An 18,225-nucleotide genomic window follows, 5' to 3' on the forward strand; every position below is an offset into this window, starting at 1 on the left:
GGCGCAGCCCAGCGCCGACCGGCGGGCGGAAAGCGGAAAGCCGATCCGGCAGAACCGGCGCATCAGCGCCGGGGCGCTGAATTGCCGCGAGATCCAGACCATCTGACGCTTGCGACCGCTAGCGGACGGCGCTCACCTCGTCGAGCGCGAGTTGGGTACCGTCTCCGACAACGAGCATCGGCGAGCCGTCGACGATGCGCACCTCTTCCACGGGAGCAAAGACCCGGCCGGTGTCGCTGCCGAGGAGCGCATCGCCGTCGTAGCTGTCGAGCCTGAAGCCATAGCGACCATCCGCGACCGTGGTGCCGAGCGAGTCGGTGCCGTCCCACGTCACGCTTCCCGACGTTGCATCGACCGGCGTGCGGGACACTTCCCGACCGAAGTCGTTCGTCACGACGAGGACAGTCCTGTCGGCTCCCGGCGTCGCGGTGACATCGACCTCGATCGGCTGGCCGGTGAAATCCGCGCTCTGCGGTGCCCGCACCTCCCGGCCGATCCATTCGGCGAGGTTGGCATTCCCGGTGGAGAGCGCGCCGAAGATGCTTCCGAGCTGATCGTTGGTGCGGATCTGCTGCTCGACCGCGGAGAAGCTGGCGAGCTGCGCGACGAACTGCGTCGACTCCATCGGCTGCAACGGATCCTGATTCTGCATCTGGGTGGTGAGGAGCTTCAGGAACGTATCGAAATCGGCGTTGATCGCGGTCTTTGCCTTGTCGCTCGGATCAGTCGCCGAAGCCTTCGTCTTTGCCGTCACCGGGGTGCCGGCCGTGAAGGTTGGCACGGGCGTTGGCACGGGGCCGGGGCTGCTCACGGACATGGGTCGATCCTTTCAGAGGCGCCTTTCAGAGGCGAATGTCGAGGGCGCCGTCGACGCGGGGCTGCGGGAGGGACACCGCCGGGCCGGAGGCGGGTGCATCCCCCGTGGCAAGAGCGAAGGCGGCGCGCTCAGGGATCGGCGCGGGGAGGCCGCGTCCGACGCCCGCATCGGTGCCGGCGCTGAAGCTGAGGTTGACGTCGGAATAGCCGGCGTTGCCGAGCTCGCGCGCGAGGACGTCGGCGTGCCGCCGCAGGAGGTCGTGGGTCTCCGGGCGCTCCGCCAGAACGATGGCCTGCATGCCGCCCTTCTCGGTCGGGCTGAGGTGGATCTCGACCCGGCCGAGCTCGGGCGGATCAAGGCGCAACTCGACCTTGCGGGCAGCGTGCCCGCCCTTGCCGACCGCGACCGCCACCTGACCGGCCAGCGCCTCCGGCCGCACCTGCGGGTCCGGCGCAAGCGGAGCCGCCTCTGGCGCGGGCGCGGACGCGGACCCCGCAGCCGGCTGCGGAACGAACTGCCAGCCGACGACTCCCGGAACTGGCGTCGTCGGCGTCAGCGTCGGGCCCGGCGTCGCCGCACTGGCGACAGCCATGCCCGCGACGGACGTGGCCGTGTCCGCGCCGGGCTGCACCGGACGGCCGACGGTCTGCGTGTCGCCGCGCGCCTCCGCCGCGGCGACGTCATCCCCGGGTTCGACCGGCCGGGCTGGCTGGGCGGCAGGCGCGGGCGGCAACGCCAGTGTCGCCGGAGCGGAACCCGGCGCCGGCGGCGCGACGGCGTCCGGCACCGAAACCGACGCGAGGACTGGTCCGCGCACCAGTTCGGGCGCCACGAGCGATCGGCCCGGCATCCCCGGCTCCGGCGCGCGCGGATCGACGGCAGGCGCCGCAACCGGCGCTTGCGCCTCCGGGGCAATCGCTTGGGGGGCAATCGCTTGGGGGGCGATCGCTTGGGGGGCGATCGACGGGGAGGCGATGGGCCATGTGACACCCGCGACGATTGCCTCCGCGCCGCCGGAGGTCTCGGGGTCGGGCGGGGCCGGCGCCTCGACCGGGCGCCCGTCCGGCCTGCCGTGCGGCAGCGGAACTCCACGGGCCGCAGGCTGCGCGACAGGCTGTGCGACGTCCGCCAGGAGATCGAAGACGGGAAGCACACTCAACGCCGCCTCCCCAGCGGTCGGACCGGCCGCCGCTGTCGCACTGCCGGCTGGCGCCGAAGGGGCAGTCGGTCGGGAGATGGGCTTGGGGCCGGCGAGGGCCTGGTCCGGGGCGAGCATCGCATCTCCGAGAAGCGCGTGGGGACTGGTCCGGTGTTGCGCGGCAAGCGTTACGATATCTTTACCGGCGGAGCGTCATGGTCCCGGCATCGCCCCCACGGCCGGAGCCGCAGATGCAGATTTCCCCCCTCCCTGCCCTCGGCATGCGCCAGCCGCCGGGCGGCACCGCAAGAGCGGCGCCTGATACCGCGAGAGCGGCGCCCGATGCCGCCCGCGATGCCGCCGCCCACAAGGTGGCGGAAGGCTTTGAGGCGAGCTTTCTCGCCGAGATGCTGAAATACACCGGCCTCAATGCCCGGTCCGAGAGCTTCGGCGGCGGTGTCGGCGAGGAGGCGTTCGGCAGCCTCCTCACTGAAGAATACGCGAAACTCCTCGCGGCTCGCGGCGGCATCGGCCTCGCCGAACGCATCTTCGACGTCATCAAGCACAGGGAGAGCGGCACATGATCGCCCGGATCCTCACCTCCGCCCGCTACGCGCGCGTCCTCAGGCTGCTCGACCTCGAGCGCCGGCTGATCCTGAACGGGCCGCTGACCGGCCTGAAGGCCATCGTCGAGCAACGCGAGGCCGCGGTCGCCGAGATCCTCGAAAGCGAGACCGACCTGCCGGAAGCCTTCCTCACCGCGTTGAAGGCCCGCGCCGAGCGCAACAGCCGGCTGATCCTCGCCTCGCTCGCCGGCGTCCGCTCGGGGATCGCCCGGATCGACGAGATCGCCAGGGAATGTGGCGAGCTCCGCACCTACACCGCAGCCGGCGCCCCGGTCGCGGTGCGCTCCCCTGAGACGACACGCGACCACCGCGCCTGACGGCGGTATGGTTAACGCCGGAGCGCCCCCGGACATGAGCGTAGCCAGAATGGGTCCGGCGGTGAATGCCTGCTGACCGCTTAACGTTAACGCACGCGTCCTGACCCTCGCAACGCCGGTGACCCGTTGCACCGGCCCCGTTCCGTTGCCGGCCACGAAAAAGGCCCGCTCTCGAGAGCGGGCCTCCACTTCAGCCGTCATCAACGGCAGTTGAGCTGTCAAGCAGTCAGGCGTCAAGCTGCCGCCTGAGCCTCCACCGGCTGGGCCTCAAGGGCTTTGGTGCCGCTGATCTCGATCTTGCGGGGCTTCAGCGCCTCGGGGATCTCGCGCACGAGGCTGACGTGCAGCAGGCCGTTCTCGGTTACCGCCTCGACGACGCGCACATGATCCGCGAGCTGGAAGCGGCGCTCGAAGGCGCGCGTGGCAATGCCGCGGTGCAGGACGTTGGTCTTCTCCTCGGCCTCGGCCTTGCGTCCGGTCACGATCAGCTGGCCGTCGCGCACCTCGACGCTCAGTTCGGCGTCAGCGAAACCGGCAACCGCGAGCGTGATGCGATAGGCGTCATCGCCAGTCTTCTCGATGTTGTAGGGCGGATAGGAATTCTGCGTCACGTCGGACGACAGTGCCTGGTCGAGAACATTGGCAAGACGATCGAAGCCGACAGTCGAGCGATAGAGCGGGGAAAAGTCAAAGTGGCGCATGCTTGCATCCTTCACGAAGCGATACATGGATCGGACCTTCCAATGGACAGGTCCTCGTCTTCTCCATCCGGGCCGATGATCGGCCCCGGACGCTCCGTACTTGGGATAGCCCTCAGCGGGTTTCAAGGGTCTGCGAGATCGCGCAATCGGTCGAGCGCCGGCTCCACACGGGCCGCGAGCGCCACGTCGCGCCCGCCGCCGCCGACCGTGCGCCCCATGGCCGAGACCACCGCAACGACCCGCCGCGCAGCCCCCTCGCCCTGAAAGACCGGTGCGCCCGAGACGCCCTCCGTCACGGCGCAATCCACCGCCAGCCCCCCGCCATAGGGCGAAATCACACCGCAGGGCGCCTCGATCGACGGCGCTTGCGGGCGGTCCCTGCCATAGGAGACGATGGCGAGCGGCCCGCGCCCGAGCGGTCCCGTCCCGAACGGCACCGCCGCCTTGGCCGGGATCGGTACCGCGAGGTAGAGCACCGCCAGATCCGACTGCACCCCACTCGGCCCCGCGCGCCCGAAGCTGAAATCCGGGTCGGGCACAGCGCGCACCACGCGCCGCTGTGCCGCCTTCCTGTCGATCCGAAGCCCCGCCACGAAGCGGATTTCCTTGGGCGGCACCAGCGCCCCGGTGCGCGGGTGATAGAGACAGTGCGCCGCCGTCAGCACCTGATCCGGCGCGATCAGTGTTCCGGTGCAGAACCGCGCACCGGCGATGTTCACCCGCCCGACAGCCCGGAACGGCACCGCCTCGTCAGCCGAGAGCATCCGTCGCCCCGGCGCGGCCTCTGCCAGCATCCCGGCCGAAAGCAGCAGCGCGAGGACGAGCCCGGCGACGGCGCGGATCACGGGACGGCGAGCGCCGCGGGCCGCGGGCCGCCCGTCGCCCAGTCGAGCAACTGCGCGGTGTGGACGACGGGCAGCGCCGTCCCCGAGCCGATCTGCACCATGCAGCCGATATTTCCCGCCGCCACCACCTGCGGCGCGGTTTCCTCGATCGTCGCGACCTTGCGCTCCCGCAGCTTGCCGGCGATCTCGGGCTGCAGAAGGTTGTAGGTGCCGGCCGAGCCACAGCAGAGATGGCTGTCGCGCGGCTCCACCACCTCGAATCCCGCTGCCTTCAGGAGCGTCTTCGGCGCCGTCCGCACCTGCTGGCCGTGCTGCAGCGAACAGGCGGCGTGATAGGCGACCCGCAGCCCGCCCACGTCCTCGGTCGGCGTCACCCCGAGTTCGGCCATCACCTCGCTCACGTCGCGCGCGAGCCCCGCCACCGTCGCCGCGTCCTCGGCAAGCGTCCCGTCGGCGAAGAGATGGCCATAGTCCTTCACCATCGTGCCGCAGCCGGAGGTGTTCACCACGATGGCATCGAGCCCGCCCGCGCGCACCTCACGCATCCAGGCCCGGACGTTGCGCGCCGCCGCCCCGCGCGCATCGTCCTCACGCCCCATGTGATGCACCAGCGCGCCGCAGCAGCTCATCCCCTCCGCCACCACCACTTCACAGCCGTGCCGCGTGAGGAGCCGGATCGTCGCCGTATTGATCTCGGTGTCGAGCACCCGCTGGGCACAGCCGGTCAGCAGCGCCACGCGCTTCCTCCGACCACCATCAGCGGGAAAGACCTGCGGCCGGTCGAGCGGGCTCGATGCCGGCAGACGCGACGGCGCGAAGGCGAGCATCGCCCTGAGCTGCGCCGGCATCAGCCCGGCGAACGGCTTGCCGAGCCGCGCGGCCCGCAGCGCCATGCGGAACCGCCGCGGATAGGGCAGGATCGCCGCCAGCACGCTGCGCAGCGCCCGCTCCATCGGCGGCCGGCGATAGGTCTTCTCGATGTGTGCCCGCGCGTGATCGACGAGATGCATGTAGTGCACCCCCGACGGACAGGTGGTCATGCAGGAGAGACAGGAGAGACACCTGTCGATGTGCTTGACGGTCCGCGCGTCCGCCGGCCGTCCCGCCTCGAGCATGTCCTTGATGAGGTAGATGCGCCCCCGCGGGCTGTCGAGCTCATCGCCCAGCACCTGATACGTCGGACAGGTGGCGGTACAGAAGCCGCAATGCACGCAGGTCCGCAGGATCTGGTTCGACCGCGCAACCGCCGGATCCTTGAGCTGCTCGGGGGTGAAATTCGTCTGCATCAGGCCGCCACCTTCGCCGGTGCCGCCATGAGCCCCGGATTGAGAATTCCCTGCGGATCAAACCGGGCGCGAAGCCCGGCCGAGAGCGCCGCCACCGGGCCGGGCTCGGGGTGAAACACCCCCCATGCCGTCTTCGCCGCCTCACTCGCCCGCATGAGCGTTGCGTGCCCCGGCACGCCGAGCGCCGCCCGCACGTCCATCGTCTCCGGCGCCAGCGCCCAGACGAGGCCACCGGCCCAGTCGAGCATGACCTCTGCCGGCGCGAGACGCGCCGCCACCCCCGGCCCATCGCTCGGCCTGACCGAGATGCGCCAGAGCGCCCCCTGCCGCCCGGCGAACGCCGTCACGTCGCGGATCGCCGCCCAGTCGCCCGGCCCCGGCTCGACACGGCCCGACCCGAACCGCGCGAGCGCGCTGCCAAGCGCCTTCGTGCGGTGCGCGACCGAGGCGGGAAACCCTTCGATCCTCAGCCACGTGCGCCCGCCCCCATGCGCCGCCCCCGACACCCCGTAGGGCGTGGCGAGTGCTGCCCGCATCGCGTGGCCAGCGGTCTCCAGGTCATGCCCGTCAAAGACCAGCGACGCGGTCTCCATCGAAGCGGGCAACACCTTGAACGCCACCTCGGTCAGGATGCCAAGGGTGCCATGGCTGCCGGCAAGCAGCTTGACGAGATCGAGCCCGGTGACGTTCTTCATCACCCGGCCCCCGTTGCGCACCACCGCGCCGGTGCCGTCGACAAAACGCACACCGATCATGCTGTCACGCGCGGCACCGACCTCGATGCGCCGCGGCCCCGAGGCGTTGGTGGCGGCAAGCCCGCCCACCGTCGGCACGCCGTTCGCCCCCGCCATCGCCCGGCCATCCCATGGCTCGAACGGCAGCCGCTGACCCTCGGCGGCCAGCACCGCCTCGATCTCCTCGACCGGCGTGCCCGCACGGGCGACGAGCGTCAGCGCGCCGGGCTCGTAGAGCGTGATGCCAGCCAGCCCGCCGAGCGACAGCGGCGTCCCCTCGATCGCCCGACCAATACCCCGTGTGCCACCGCCCCGGATCGCGAGCCCCTTGCCCGCGGCCCCGGCCGCGCGCACCATCTCGGCCAGCTCCGCCTCACTCTCCGGCAGCAACCCCGCGCTCACTGACCTCCCTCCGTCCGCCAGTCTCGCCCCCGGGCTTCATACGGCCTTGAAACCTGGAGAGCAGTCGCTTTTCCCGCAACAGCGGGAAAAGAAGCAAAGAAATCCTCGCGCGCATCGCGCGCTCCCTGTCGCGGCAAAGGCCGCGTCCCGTCCCCGCAACCATACGGGTCGTCGAAGCAGCGCGCCGGCGGCGTCAGCCGACGACGGCGGAGGGGGGCTCGATGCCCCCCGACGCCGTCCTCCCGGCCCGTGGCGCTCACGCCGCCCGCCGGGGTGCGGAGACCGCGAGCGGAAACACCTTGGCGGGGTTCAGGAGCCACCCGGGGTCAAAGACGTCCTTCACCCGAAGCTGCGCCTCGAGATCCGCCGGCCCGTACTGCACTTCCATCAGGTCGCGCTTCTCCACCCCCACGCCGTGCTCGCCGGTGAGACAGCCGCCCACCTCGACGCAGAGCTTCAGGATGTCGGCGCCGAGCGCCTCGGCCTTGTCGAGATCGCCGGGGGCGTTCGCGTTGTAGAGGATGAGCGGATGCATGTTGCCGTCGCCGGCGTGGAAGACATTCGCCACCCGCAGCCCGTAGCTCGCGGTCAGCTCGCCGATCCGGCGCAACACCAGCGGCAGCTCGCTCACCGGGATCGTCCCGTCGAGGCAGATGTAATCGGCGATCTGCCCCATCGCCCCGAACGCCGACTTGCGGCCCTTCCAGATCAGCGCGCTCTCCTCCGCCGACCGGCTCTCACGGATCACGTCCGGTGAATGCCGCTCGGCGATCGCGACGATGCGCGCCAGACCATCCTCGATCTCGGCCTCCGAGCCTTCCACCTCGATGATGAGCAGCGCCTCGACGTCAGGATAGCCGGCCTTCGCGAAGGCCTCGCACGCTTCGATGCACGGGCGGTCCATGAACTCGATCGCCACCGGCAGGACGCCGGCGCGGATGATGTCGGAGACGCAGGCGCCCGCGACCTCGTTCGACGAGAAGCCGAGCAGGACGGGCCGCGCGCCCTCGGGCTTCGCGATGATCCTGAGCGTCGCCTCGGTCACCACGCCGAGCTGGCCCTCGGAGCCGCAGACGACCCCGAGCAGATCGAGGCCGCCCGAGTCGAGATGGCCGCCGCCGAGTTCGATCACGGTGCCGTCCATCAGCACCATGGTGACGCCGAGCAGGTTGTTGGTGGTCACCCCGTACTTCAGGCAGTGCGCGCCGCCGGAATTCATCGCGATGTTGCCGGCGATGGCGCAGGCGAGCTGGCTCGACGGATCGGGGGCGTAGAAGAATCCGTCCTCCTCCACCGCCGCCGTGACGCTGAGGTTGGTGCGGCCGGTCTCGACCCGGATCAGCCGGTTCTCGTAATCGGTCTCGAGCACGCGGTTCATCCGTGCCACCCCGAGCAGCACCGCGTCCGCCGTCGGCAGCGAGCCGCCCGCGAGGCTCGTGCCCGCGCCGCGCGGCACCACCTTGACGCCTTCGCCATGACAGTAGGCGAGGATCGCCGAGACTTGCGCCGTCGAGGTCGGGAGCACCACGGCGAGCGGCGGGCAGCGATAGGCCGTCAGAGCATCGCACTCATAGGCCCGCACTTCCTCCGGCGCATGGATCACCGCGTCTGTTGGCAAAAGCCGCTGCAACCCCCGCACGATCTCGGCCTTGCGGGCGAGGATGGCGGCATTCGGTTCGGGCATCTGCATGGGGCCACTCGCATTCAGGGGAGTTGGTTCCCCTTCAGCCTAGGCTCGCGTGGTGTGATTGCCAAGCGTGTCGCACCGTCGCGGTCCGAGGGCACCGCAACGGTCGAAGCGTACCGGCGGGCCGTCAGGCCCCGCGCGCGATGGCCGCGACGCCGGTGCGGGCCACATCGACGAGGCCGAGCGGGCGCATGAGCGCAATGAAGGCATCCACCTTCTCCGGCGCGCCGGTGATCTCGAAGACGAAGCTCTCGAGCGTCGTGTCGACCGCGCGGGCACGGAAGATTTCCGCGGTGCGCATCGCCTCCAGCCGGCGCTCGCCGGTGCCCGCGACCTTGATGAGCGCGAGCTCGCGCTGCACCGCCGGGCCCTCGACCGTCAGGTCGTGTACGTCATGGACCGGCACGAGGCGGCCGAGCTGTGCCTTGATCTGCTCGATCACCGCCTTGGTACCTGTGGTCACGATGGTGATCCGGCTGAGGTGTCCCTCGTGGTCGGTCTCGGCCACCGTAAGGCTGTCGATGTTGTAACCCCGGCCGGAAAAGAGCCCGATCACCCGGGCGAGCACGCCCGCCTCGTTGTCCACGAGGATCGCGAGCGTGTGGGTCTCCTCGCGCTCGTCGAACGGGTTGACGAGATCGTAGGCGCTGTGGCGGCTCGCGCCCTTCTGGATCGCAAGTGCGTTCATCTTACCGTTCCCCTCAGACCAGAACCGCGCCGCCAGCCTCGATGGCGCCCGCGGTGGCGTCCTCTCCGAGGATCATCTCGTTGTGCGCCTTGCCCGACGGTATCATCGGGTAGCAATTTTCGTGCTTCTCGACCAGGCAATCGACGACCACCGGCCCGGGATGCTCGATCATCTCGCGGATCGCATCATCGAGCTTCGCGGGATCGGTGACGAGGATGCCCTTCGCACCGAAGGCCTCGGCCAGCTTCACGAAGTCGGGCAGCGCCTCGGACCACGACGAGGAATAGCGCTCGCCGTGCAGCAGTTCCTGCCACTGGCGAACCATGCCGAGGCGCTCGTTGTTCAGGATGAACTGCTTGACCGGCAGGCGGTACTGCACCGCGGTGCCGAGTTCCTGCATGTTCATGAGCCAGCTCGCCTCGCCCGCCACGTTGATGACGAGGGCATCGGGATGCGCGAGCTGGGCGCCGATCGAGGCCGGGTGGCCGTAGCCCATGGTGCCGAGGCCGCCGGAGGTCATCCAGCGGTTCGGATCCTCGAACTTCAGGTACTGCGCCGCCCACATCTGGTGCTGGCCGACCTCGGTGGTGATGTAGCGGTCGAGGTCGCGGGTCAGCGCCTCGAGCCGTTCCAGCGCGTACTGCGGCTTGATGACCTTGTCGGAGTTCCGGTAGGCGAGGCAGTCCCGCCCGCGCCAGAGCTCGATCTGCCGCCACCACTTCGCCACCGCCTCGGAGCGGGTCTTCGAGCCACGCTCGCGCCAGATGCGCAGCATCTCGGTCAGCACGGTGCCGACGTCGCCGACGATCGGGATCTGCACGTGGATGTTCTTGTTGATCGACGACGGGTCGATGTCGATCTGGATCTTGAGCGAACCGGGGCTGAAGGCATCCGTCCGCCCGGTGATCCGATCGTCGAAGCGCGCGCCGATCGCCAGCATGACGTCGCAGTCATGCATGGTCCAGTTCGCCTCGTAGGTGCCGTGCATGCCCAGCATGCCGATCCACGCCTCGCCCGACGCCGGATAGGCGCCGAGGCCCATCAGGGTCGAGGTCACCGGAAAGCCGGTCTCCGCCGCGAGCTCGCGCAGGAGCCGTGACGCCTCCGGTCCGGAATTGATGACGCCGCCGCCAGAATAGATGACCGGCCGCTCCGCCTTCTCCAGAGCCTCGACGGCAGCGAGGATCGCGCCGGAATCGCCCCTGGTCTGCGGCTGGTAATGCATGACCCGCGCCTCGTCAGGCGCCGTGTAGTCGGCCGTGGCGAACTGCACGTCCTTCGGGATGTCGACGAGGACAGGCCCCGGCCGGCCGGTCATGGCGACGTGAAACGCCTGATGGATCGTCTCGGCGAGCCGGTCGGTCTCCTTCACCAGCCAGTTGTGCTTGGTGCAGGGCCGGGTGATGCCGACGGTGTCAGCCTCCTGGAAGGCGTCGTTGCCGATCAGGAAGGTCGGAACCTGCCCGGTCAGCACGATGATCGGGATCGAGTCCATCAGCGCGTCGGTCAGGCCGGTGACGGCATTCGTGGCACCGGGCCCGGAGGTGACGAGGCAGACCCCGGGCTTGCCGGTCGAGCGCGCGTAGCCCTCCGCCGCATGGGTCGCGGCCTGCTCATGGCGCACGAGAATGTGGCGGATGTCGTTCTGCTGGAAAAGTACGTCGTAGATCGGGAGCACTGCCCCGCCCGGATAGCCGAAGACCGTATCAACCCCCTGGTCCTTCAGCGCCTGGACGACCATCTCGGCGCCCGTCATCGCTCGCTTCATCTCCACCACTCCGATTCCCCGCCCGCCGATCCTCGTCCCGCCCGGGCAACAGCCATAAAAAAACCCCCTCTCGGGGGGCCATGGCGCGGTCACGTTCGTGAGCCTCAGGCCCCCGTCCGTTCTCCGCGCCGTCCAACGATAAGTACAGCCTCGAACATTGTCGAATTAACCCTCCGCAGAGGGTTCCCATACGCTTTGGCCGACCTGGCGTCAACCAGCTTCTGCCCAAGAAATTGCCCGCGCGCCGGGGATTCCGATCTTTTGTTGCGCGCTCGCAGAAGGACGTAGCGTCAAGCGGCCCAGTCCGCTTGCCACAACAAACGACAGTCGTTACCAGAATCGCCAGCATGCAGGACAGAATGACGCACGATAGCGTCGCACGGGCCGGCAGGGGAGGATATGCATGAAGGGCCTGCTCCGCCTCGCCGGTGGAATCGACAGGATCAGCACCTTTTTCGGGTGGATCTCGGCTTGGCTGGTGTTGCTCGCCTGCCTTGTCAGCGCGGGCAACGCGGTCTCGCGGTACCTCTTCAGCCTCAGTTCCAATGCATGGCTGGAGATCCAGTGGCAGATGTTCTCCGGCATCTTCCTGCTCGGCGCCGCCAACGTGTTCCGTCTGAACGAGCACGTGCGGGTCGATCTCTTCTATGGAAACGCTCCGCAACGGCGGAAGCTCTGGATCGACCTGCTCGGCATTCCGCTCTTTCTCATCCCTTCCGTGCTCGTCATCGGTTTCTTCGCGCTCGAATTCTTCATGACGAGCTTCACGAGCGGCGAACACTCGTCGAACGCCGGCGGCCTGATGCTCTGGCCGGTAAAGTTCCTGCTGCCGTTCGGGCTGATGCTCCTCTTCCTTCAGGGTATCGCCGAGTGGATCAAGCGGCTCGCGGCCCTGCGCGGCCTGACCGACGAGGTGGTCGAATACGAGAGACCTCTTCAGTGATCGTGCGTATCCGACAGAGGGGTCGCGATGCTTGAATACGGCCTGATGGCCCCGACGATGTTCGCGGGGCTGATCTGCTTCCTGCTCATTGGCTTCCCGGCGGCGTTCTCGCTCTCGGCGCTCGGCCTCTTCTTCGGCGCCCTCGCGATCCATACCGGCTACTTCGGGCCGGAGTTCCTGCAGGCCCTGCCCTACCGGACGTTCGGCATCATGTCGAACGACCTGCTGCTCGCCATCCCTTTCTTCACGTTCCTCGGGGCGGTGCTCGAACGCAGCGGGCTGGCGGAAGACCTCCTCGAAGGCGCCGGGCAGCTCTTCGGGCCATTTCCCGGCGGTCTCGCGTTCGCCGTCATTCTCGTCGGCGCCGTCCTCGGTGCCGTGACCGGGACGGTGGCCGCCTCGGTGATCGCCATGGGCATGATCTCGTTGCCGGTCATGCTGAAGTATGGCTACGACATGCGCGTCGGCACCGGCGTCATCGCCGCCTCCGGGACGATCGCGCAGGTGATTCCGCCGTCCCTCGTGCTCATCATCCTGGCCGACCAGCTCGGCGTCTCGGTCGGCGACATGTACCTCGGTGCGATCGGCCCCTCGATGCTGCAGGTGGGTGCGTTCCTGCTCTTCATTCTCGCGCTGGCGATCTTCCGCCCGCAACTCGTGCCGGCGCTGCCGGTGGAGGCGCGCACGCTCCACGGCTGGGCGCTCGTCGCCAAGGTCGCCTGGGGCATGGTGCCCTCGCTCGTGCTGATCTTCCTCGTGCTCGGCACGATCTTCCTCGGCCTCGCCACGCCGACCGAGGCTGGCGCCATGGGCGCGGTCGGGGCGATCCTGCTCTCCGTCCTGCACCGCCGCTTCTCGAAGACTCTCGTCTGGCAGGCGATGCAGACCACCGCGCGGATCACGTCGATGGTGGTCTTCATCCTGATCGGCGCGACGGTCTTCAGCCTCGTCTTCCAGGGCGTGAACGGCGGCCGCTGGATCGAGCACATGCTTTCCAGCCTGCCGGGCGGCCGGACGGGATTCCTGCTCTTCGTCATGGTGTTCGTCTTCTTTCTGGCGTTCTTCCTCGACTTCTTCGAGATCTGCTTCATCGTCGTGCCGATGCTGCTGCCCACGGCGCACGCGCTCGACATCAACATGGTCTGGTTCGGTCTCCTGCTGTGCGTGAACATCCAGACCTCGTTCATGCATCCACCCTTCGGCTTCGCGCTGTTCTACCTGCGGGGCATCGCGCCGAAGGAGGTGAAAAGCCGGGACATATACTGGGGCTCGATCCCCTGGATCTGTCTCCAGCTCATCGTGGTGTTCACGCTCGTCTTCTGGCCGGAGTCGGTGACGTACTGGCTGGGCGAGCACGTTCAGATGGACGAAAGCGCGGTGGAGCATGAACTCGACAGCCTGAGCATTCCCGGCGGGGACGACCTCGGCGCACCGGATCTCGATTTCGGTCCGCCGTCGCTCGACCTTGGCAGTCCGCCCAACCAATAGGCCGACCCACGGCCAGTCCAACCGTCAAGGAGGAACCGATGAAGAGACGCAACTTTCTGAAGGCGGCCGCCAGCGGCGGCGCCGTCGCGGCGCTCGCCACGCCCGCGCTCGCCCAGACCGCGACCAAGTTCCAGTGGCGCCTCACGTCGGGCTTCCCGCGCTCGCTCGATACGATCTACGGGGCGGCCGAGGTCTTTGCCGAGCAGGTGAAGACCATGACGAACGGCAACTTCGAGATCCAGGTGTTCCCGGCGGGCGAGATCGTCCCCACGGCGCAGGCGGCCGAGGCGGTCGGCACCAACACCATCGAGATGGCGCACACCTGCTCGTACTACTACTGGGGCAAGGATCCGACCTTCGCGCTCGGCACCGCGACGCCGTTCATGCTGAACGCGCGGCTGATGAACGCCTGGCTGATCGAAGGCGGCGGCAACGACCTGCTGAACACCTTCTATGCCAAGCACGGTCTCTTCAGCATGCCCGGCGGCAACACCGGCACCCAGATGGGCGGCTGGTATCGCAAGGAGATCACCAACGTCGCCGATCTCGACGGCGTGAAGATGCGCATCGCCGGCATCGCTGGCAAGGTCATGGAGAAGCTTGGCGTCGTGCCGCAGCAGATCCCGGGCGGCGACATCTACCCGGCGCTCGAGCGCGGTACCATCGACGCGGCGGAGTGGGTCGGCCCCTACGATGACCAAAAGCTCGGCTTCTACAAGGTGGCGCCCTACTACTACTATCCCGGCTTCTGGGAGGGTGGCCCGACCGTCCACTTCTTCGTCAACCTCGAGAAGTGGAACGCCCTGCCGCCGGAATATCAGGCGGTGTTGCAGAACGCCGCGGCGAACGCCAACATCGACATGCTGGCGAAGTACGACTACCGCAATCCCGAGGCGCTGCGCTCGCTCGTCGCCGGCGGCGCCAAGCTGAAGGCCTTCCCGCAGGACGTGGTCGAGGCGGCGTATGCGGCGTCGAACGAGGTCTATGACGAACTGACCGCGACCAACGCCGACTTCAAGACGATCTACGACAGCCAGAAGGCCTTCCGGAGCGAGGGCTATCTCTGGTTCCAGGTGGCGGAGTATTCCTTCGACACCTTCCAGATCAGGAACCGCACCAAGGGCTGACGACCCGGTACCGGCCGAGGCGACAGCTTCGGCCGGACACGACCCCCGCTGGACCCGGCCCCGGCGTTTGGCTGCGGGAACTACCGGCGGGATTTGTCTGAGGGACGCGCCTGCCGCCTACTTCGTCGAGGGCAACTCGATGGCCGCGACCTGCTCGCTGATCGCCGGCCGGTCTCCACGACGCCGCGCCAGCGTGGCGGTGTCGGTCTCGGTCGCAAGCGCCCAACGGCTTTCGGCGAAGATCTCGAGCGGCTGGAAGCGCGCCTTGTAGTCCATCTTCGCGCTCCCGGGCACCCAGTAGCCGAGATAGACGTAAGGCAGGCCCGATTCCGCCGCGAGGCGGATGTGGTCGAGGATGATGTAGGTCCCGAGGCTGCGCGCATCGAGCGAGGGATCGAAGAACGAATAGACCATCGACACCCCGTCCGAGAGGATGTCGGTCAGGCAGACCGCCGTCAGCTCGCGCCGCGGCTGGCCATCGCGCGGCCGGTAATACTCGATCACCCGGCTTCTGACCGGGCTCTCCTCGATCATCGCCGCGAATTCGTTCATGTCCATGTCTGCCATGCCGCCGGTGGCATGGCGCGCATCAAGGTAGCGCCGGAAGAGGCTGTACTGCGCCTCGGTCGCCCAGGGGCTCCGCGCGATGCGCTCCAGATCGGCGTTGCGCCGAAGAACCCGCCGCTGGCCGCGCGTTGGCTGGAAGTCGCGGACGACGATCCGAGCCGAAAGGCAGGCCGAACACCCGGCGCAGGACGGCCGGTAGAGCACGTTCTGCGAACGGCGGAAGCCTTGATGCGACAGAACGTCGTTCAGATGGCACGCACCCTCGCCCTGCAGGGCGGTGAACAGCTTCCGCTCAACCTTGCCCGGCAGATACGGGCAAGGCTGCGGTGCCGTTACATAGAACTGGTGCGACTGCGGCAGACTGTGGCGCATGTCCCGGTCGGTTCCCCCTTTGCGCCGAAGCGTATCAACACCGCCGAGCGCCGGGCAACAGGATTCTCCGGGAACCATGAACGCACGGCGCCGTCCCTGCGGTTCGGCTCAGCCCACGGGGTCAGTCCACGGGCCTGTGCAGCGCCGTCGTCCCGAGGATGAGGTCGGGCAGACTCTGGCCGTAGCGCGTCGCGAGGATCGTCGCGCAACTGATCATCTGAAGCACGAAGAAGGTGAAGGCAACGGTCTGGATCAGGGTGTGCAACCCCGCAGTCGGCAAGTCAAAGCGCGATCCGTCGCCCCGCCGGAACTCGATTCCGCAGAACTTCATGCCCCAGGTGGCGGAGCCGTTGGCCAGCGTCAGGGTCCGGTAGGCGAACGCGATCGCGGTCACGATCGCGGGAAAGAGTGCGAAGCCGAAGCCGAGGGTGAAGACGCCGAACACCAGCGCCAGGGGCACGCCGATCGCGATCACGATCACGAGGTCGATCAGCCAGGCGACGAAACGCCGCATCGGCACGCCACGATAGAACTCGGGCTCTCGCACCGGATCGGGGAGCCCTGACATCGGGCCGGTCACGTCGCTGGCATACATCGCAGTCCTCTCGGGCCGTGGTCTCGGGGCCGTCATCTCGGGGCCGTCATCTCGGGGCCGTCATCTCGGGGCCGTCCCGCAAGGGCCGGTCCCGGGAAAGATGGGAAGCGCCGTGGCCCCGCGCAAGACCGCGGCGCTCAGCCTGCGGGCTTGCGCTCGGCAAGAAGCTCCGGCCCGCCGCAGATCGCCGGATCGGGCGGCGTCACCGCCTTGCCGGGATAGTCGAGCCGGGAGAGGATCGACTGCATTGCCGCAAGCCGCGCCCGCCGCTTGTCCTCGCTCAGGATTACCGTCCAGGGTGCGATCGGCGTGTTGCTGCGCACGAAGGTCTCGGCGATGGCGGTGGTGAAATCGTCGTACTTCGCCAGCCCCTCGATGTCGGTCGGGCTGAGCTTCCACTGCTTCAGCGGATCCCTCTCGCGCTGCAGGAACTGCCGGAGTTCCTCGGCACGGCTGATGGCGAGCCAGAGCTTCATGAAGATGATGCCGTCCCGGACCAGCATGTCCTCGAAACTCGGAAGCTCGCGGAAGAACCGCTCGCGTTCCTCGTCGGTACACCAGCCAAACACATGCTCGACAATCGCCCGGTTGTACCAGGAACGGTCGAAGAGCACGAGCTCGCCCCGCGTGGGAAGATGCGCCACGTAGCGCTGGAAGTACCACTGCCCGCGCTCCACGTCCGATGGCGCGGCGAGGGCCACGTCGCGTGTCCAGCGCGGGTTCAGGTTCTCGCGGACCGCCTTGATCGCCCCGCCCTTGCCGGCGGCGTCGCGGCCCTCGAAGACGATGACGATGCGCTTGCCCTCGGCCCGGAACCAAGTCTGCATCTTCACCAGTTCGAGCTGGCAGGCGTGAAAGGCGTCCTCGTATTCCTTGTCGTCGAGCTCCTTGCGGTACGGGTAGCCCGGATCGAGGATATCGTGCTTGCCCGCCTTCTCCAGCGCCTCCCGGATTTCCTTCGGCGCCTTCTTCTTTATGTAGCGGCTGACCGCCCCGTCGAACGGCTTGTCACTGTCCGCCTCTGCCACGTCGCGCGCTCCTCAGCTTGTGCGACAACTATGACGCTTCCCGACAGGTGGGGCAATCAGCTGAGTGGAGTCAGACAACCAACTGGAATCCGCGTATTTTCAGAGATCATCGGGGCGGGCGCCCGCCGGAGCCGGTAGCCGCCCCTGATTCCGCCGGCCGGGAGGGTGCCTCCGCTCAGCCGCCGATCGTGGTAATGTCGTAGGGGGTCGACTGGTAAATCTCGTTGATCCAGTTGCCATAGAGCAGATGACCGTGGCTGCGCCACCGGTTCTCCGGCTCCCGGGCCGGGTCATTCTCGGGGAAGTAGTCCCACGGCAGCGGCACGGTGCCGCCGGCGGCCACGTCGCGGTCGTACTCCTCGCGCAGGGTCGTCGACTCGTACTCGAGGTGGTTCAGCATGTAGTAGGCGCGGTGTCCGCGATCCTCGACCAGCGCCGGGCCGACGTCGTCGGAATCCAGCAGCACCCGCAGATCAGGGTGCAGCGCCACGTCCTCGTTGCGCACCTCGGTCCAGCGGCTGACCGGGATCACGAAGCTGTCGGAGAAGCCCTGCAGCACCGTTGCCGAGGGTGCCACCGCGTGATGCGTGAAGCAGCCGAACGCCTTGGCCGGCAGCGCATGTTTCGGCACGCCGTGGAAGTGGTGCAGCATCGCCATGCCACCCCAGCACACCGCCATGGTGGACTGGACGTTGGTCTGGGTCCACTCGAAGACCTCGCGCAGCTCGTCCCAGTAGCTCACCGCCTCGAAATCGAGATGCTCGATCGGCGCGCCGGTGATGATGAGCCCGTCGAACCGCCGCTTCCGCGCCTCGGAAAACGGCTGGTAAAACGCCTCGAGATGCGCGGCGGAGGTGTTCTTCGACTGATGCTCGCTCATGCGGATGAGCGTGAGCTCGATCTGCAGCGGCGTCGTGCCGATGACGCGGGCGAACTGCGTCTCGGTCTGCACCTTCTTCGGCATCAGGTTGAGAAGCCCGATCTGCAACGGCCGGATGTCCTGCCGGAGCGCCGCATCTTCCGACATGACCATGACGCCCTCGTGCCGGAGCACGTCGAAGGCGGGCAGGGTCTCGGGGATCTTGATGGGCATGGG

Annotated in this window: 18 protein-coding genes; 5 read left to right on the forward strand and 13 right to left on the reverse strand. The window is 68.2% G+C overall.

From position 1 onward, the window contains the following. Window positions 1-118 precede the first annotated feature (118 nt). Window positions 119-817: a flagellar hook capping FlgD N-terminal domain-containing protein gene (locus tag HNP73_RS12090; protein WP_184149440.1), complete on the reverse strand. Its 699-nt coding sequence runs from the start codon at window positions 815-817 to the stop codon at window positions 119-121. A gap of 25 nt (window positions 818-842) precedes the next feature. Beyond that, the gene (locus HNP73_RS12095; protein ID WP_343063309.1) at window positions 843-1,970 is read right to left on the reverse strand and encodes a flagellar hook-length control protein FliK; all 1,128 of its coding nucleotides are present in this window, start codon (window positions 1,968-1,970) and stop codon (window positions 843-845) included. Window positions 1,971-2,206: 236 nt separating this feature from the next. Between HNP73_RS12095 and HNP73_RS12100 the strand changes: the two genes are divergently transcribed. Beyond that, window positions 2,207-2,539, forward strand: coding sequence for a rod-binding protein (locus HNP73_RS12100; protein WP_184149446.1), 333 nt, complete (start codon window positions 2,207-2,209; stop codon window positions 2,537-2,539). Next, window positions 2,536-2,898 (forward strand): hypothetical protein, encoded by a 363-nt coding sequence (locus HNP73_RS12105; RefSeq protein WP_184149449.1) that lies wholly within the window; start codon window positions 2,536-2,538, stop codon window positions 2,896-2,898. The genes HNP73_RS12100 and HNP73_RS12105 overlap by 4 nt, the downstream gene beginning before the upstream one ends. A gap of 233 nt (window positions 2,899-3,131) precedes the next feature. On the opposite strand, the gene HNP73_RS12110 is transcribed toward HNP73_RS12105, so the two are convergent. The 7 genes from HNP73_RS12110 to HNP73_RS12140 all read right to left on the reverse strand — a co-directional run bounded on the left by HNP73_RS12110 (window position 3,132) and on the right by HNP73_RS12140 (window position 11,009). After that, on the reverse strand, window positions 3,132-3,599 hold the full coding sequence (locus tag HNP73_RS12110; protein ID WP_184149452.1) for an Hsp20 family protein: 468 nt from the start codon (window positions 3,597-3,599) through the stop codon (window positions 3,132-3,134). 122 nt (window positions 3,600-3,721) lie between these two features. Then, entirely contained in the window at window positions 3,722-4,444 is a 723-nt protein-coding gene (locus HNP73_RS12115) for a trypsin-like peptidase domain-containing protein (protein WP_184149455.1), read from the reverse strand. Beyond that, window positions 4,441-5,730, reverse strand: coding sequence for a glycolate oxidase subunit GlcF (glcF, locus tag HNP73_RS12120; RefSeq protein ID WP_184149457.1), 1,290 nt, complete (start codon window positions 5,728-5,730; stop codon window positions 4,441-4,443). The genes HNP73_RS12115 and glcF overlap by 4 nt, the downstream gene beginning before the upstream one ends. Beyond that, on the reverse strand, window positions 5,730-6,854 hold the full coding sequence (locus tag HNP73_RS12125; RefSeq protein ID WP_184150697.1) for an FAD-binding protein: 1,125 nt from the start codon (window positions 6,852-6,854) through the stop codon (window positions 5,730-5,732). The genes glcF and HNP73_RS12125 overlap by 1 nt, the downstream gene beginning before the upstream one ends. A gap of 268 nt (window positions 6,855-7,122) precedes the next feature. Beyond that, entirely contained in the window at window positions 7,123-8,556 is a 1,434-nt protein-coding gene (locus HNP73_RS12130) for an FAD-linked oxidase C-terminal domain-containing protein (protein ID WP_184149459.1), read from the reverse strand. Window positions 8,557-8,680: 124 nt separating this feature from the next. Further along, entirely contained in the window at window positions 8,681-9,241 is a 561-nt protein-coding gene (gene ilvN, locus HNP73_RS12135; protein WP_184149470.1) for an acetolactate synthase small subunit, read from the reverse strand. A 13-nt stretch (window positions 9,242-9,254) separates the two neighbouring features. After that, a complete protein-coding gene (locus HNP73_RS12140) occupies window positions 9,255-11,009 on the reverse strand; it encodes an acetolactate synthase 3 large subunit (RefSeq protein ID WP_184149473.1) in 1,755 nt (584 codons plus the stop codon). 403 nt (window positions 11,010-11,412) lie between these two features. Between HNP73_RS12140 and HNP73_RS12145 the strand changes: the two genes are divergently transcribed. Genes HNP73_RS12145 through HNP73_RS12155 form a run of 3 tightly spaced genes read left to right on the forward strand, consistent with a single transcriptional unit; the run spans window position 11,413 to window position 14,567 of the window. Continuing rightward, window positions 11,413-11,952: a TRAP transporter small permease subunit gene (locus HNP73_RS12145; protein WP_184149476.1), complete on the forward strand. Its 540-nt coding sequence runs from the start codon at window positions 11,413-11,415 to the stop codon at window positions 11,950-11,952. A 27-nt stretch (window positions 11,953-11,979) separates the two neighbouring features. Next, the gene (locus HNP73_RS12150; protein ID WP_184149479.1) at window positions 11,980-13,440 is read left to right on the forward strand and encodes a TRAP transporter large permease; all 1,461 of its coding nucleotides are present in this window, start codon (window positions 11,980-11,982) and stop codon (window positions 13,438-13,440) included. A 38-nt stretch (window positions 13,441-13,478) separates the two neighbouring features. After that, complete coding sequence (locus HNP73_RS12155; protein ID WP_184149482.1) at window positions 13,479-14,567, forward strand: TRAP transporter substrate-binding protein; 1,089 nt, start codon at window positions 13,479-13,481, stop codon at window positions 14,565-14,567. 117 nt (window positions 14,568-14,684) lie between these two features. On the opposite strand, the gene HNP73_RS12160 is transcribed toward HNP73_RS12155, so the two are convergent. The 4 genes from HNP73_RS12160 to HNP73_RS12175 all read right to left on the reverse strand — a co-directional run bounded on the left by HNP73_RS12160 (window position 14,685) and on the right by HNP73_RS12175 (window position 18,222). Then, window positions 14,685-15,506: an arginyltransferase gene (locus tag HNP73_RS12160; RefSeq protein WP_184149485.1), complete on the reverse strand. Its 822-nt coding sequence runs from the start codon at window positions 15,504-15,506 to the stop codon at window positions 14,685-14,687. 121 nt (window positions 15,507-15,627) lie between these two features. Beyond that, on the reverse strand, window positions 15,628-16,101 hold the full coding sequence (locus tag HNP73_RS12165) for an RDD family protein (protein WP_184149488.1): 474 nt from the start codon (window positions 16,099-16,101) through the stop codon (window positions 15,628-15,630). A 137-nt stretch (window positions 16,102-16,238) separates the two neighbouring features. Beyond that, window positions 16,239-17,129 carry a polyphosphate kinase 2 gene (gene ppk2 / locus HNP73_RS12170; RefSeq protein WP_184149491.1) on the reverse strand — a complete coding sequence of 297 codons (891 nt, stop codon included), beginning with the start codon at window positions 17,127-17,129 and terminating at the stop codon, window positions 16,239-16,241. 175 nt (window positions 17,130-17,304) lie between these two features. Then, window positions 17,305-18,222, reverse strand: a complete 918-nt coding sequence (locus HNP73_RS12175) for a homoserine O-succinyltransferase (RefSeq protein ID WP_184149494.1) — start codon at window positions 18,220-18,222, stop codon at window positions 17,305-17,307. Window positions 18,223-18,225 lie beyond the last annotated feature (3 nt).

Origin of the sequence: Amaricoccus macauensis (assembly GCF_014201905.1) — a bacterium.
Taxonomy (GTDB): Bacteria; Pseudomonadota; Alphaproteobacteria; order Rhodobacterales; family Rhodobacteraceae; genus Amaricoccus; species Amaricoccus macauensis.

Coding starts and splice junctions, on each gene's coding strand:
- HNP73_RS12090 (WP_184149440.1), bottom strand. CDS start 817: ATGTCCGTGAGCAGCCCCGGCCCCGTGCCAACGCCCGTGCCAACCTTC.
- HNP73_RS12100 (WP_184149446.1), top strand. CDS start 2,207: ATGCAGATTTCCCCCCTCCCTGCCCTCGGCATGCGCCAGCCGCCGGGC.
- HNP73_RS12105 (WP_184149449.1), top strand. CDS start 2,536: ATGATCGCCCGGATCCTCACCTCCGCCCGCTACGCGCGCGTCCTCAGG.
- HNP73_RS12110 (WP_184149452.1), bottom strand. CDS start 3,599: ATGCGCCACTTTGACTTTTCCCCGCTCTATCGCTCGACTGTCGGCTTC.
- glcF (WP_184149457.1), bottom strand. CDS start 5,730: ATGCAGACGAATTTCACCCCCGAGCAGCTCAAGGATCCGGCGGTTGCG.
- HNP73_RS12130 (WP_184149459.1), bottom strand. CDS start 8,556: ATGCAGATGCCCGAACCGAATGCCGCCATCCTCGCCCGCAAGGCCGAG.
- ilvN (WP_184149470.1), bottom strand. CDS start 9,241: ATGAACGCACTTGCGATCCAGAAGGGCGCGAGCCGCCACAGCGCCTAC.
- HNP73_RS12140 (WP_184149473.1), bottom strand. CDS start 11,009: ATGAAGCGAGCGATGACGGGCGCCGAGATGGTCGTCCAGGCGCTGAAG.
- HNP73_RS12145 (WP_184149476.1), top strand. CDS start 11,413: ATGAAGGGCCTGCTCCGCCTCGCCGGTGGAATCGACAGGATCAGCACC.
- HNP73_RS12150 (WP_184149479.1), top strand. CDS start 11,980: ATGCTTGAATACGGCCTGATGGCCCCGACGATGTTCGCGGGGCTGATC.
- HNP73_RS12155 (WP_184149482.1), top strand. CDS start 13,479: ATGAAGAGACGCAACTTTCTGAAGGCGGCCGCCAGCGGCGGCGCCGTC.
- HNP73_RS12160 (WP_184149485.1), bottom strand. CDS start 15,506: ATGCGCCACAGTCTGCCGCAGTCGCACCAGTTCTATGTAACGGCACCG.
- HNP73_RS12165 (WP_184149488.1), bottom strand. CDS start 16,101: ATGTATGCCAGCGACGTGACCGGCCCGATGTCAGGGCTCCCCGATCCG.
- HNP73_RS12175 (WP_184149494.1), bottom strand. CDS start 18,222: ATGCCCATCAAGATCCCCGAGACCCTGCCCGCCTTCGACGTGCTCCGG.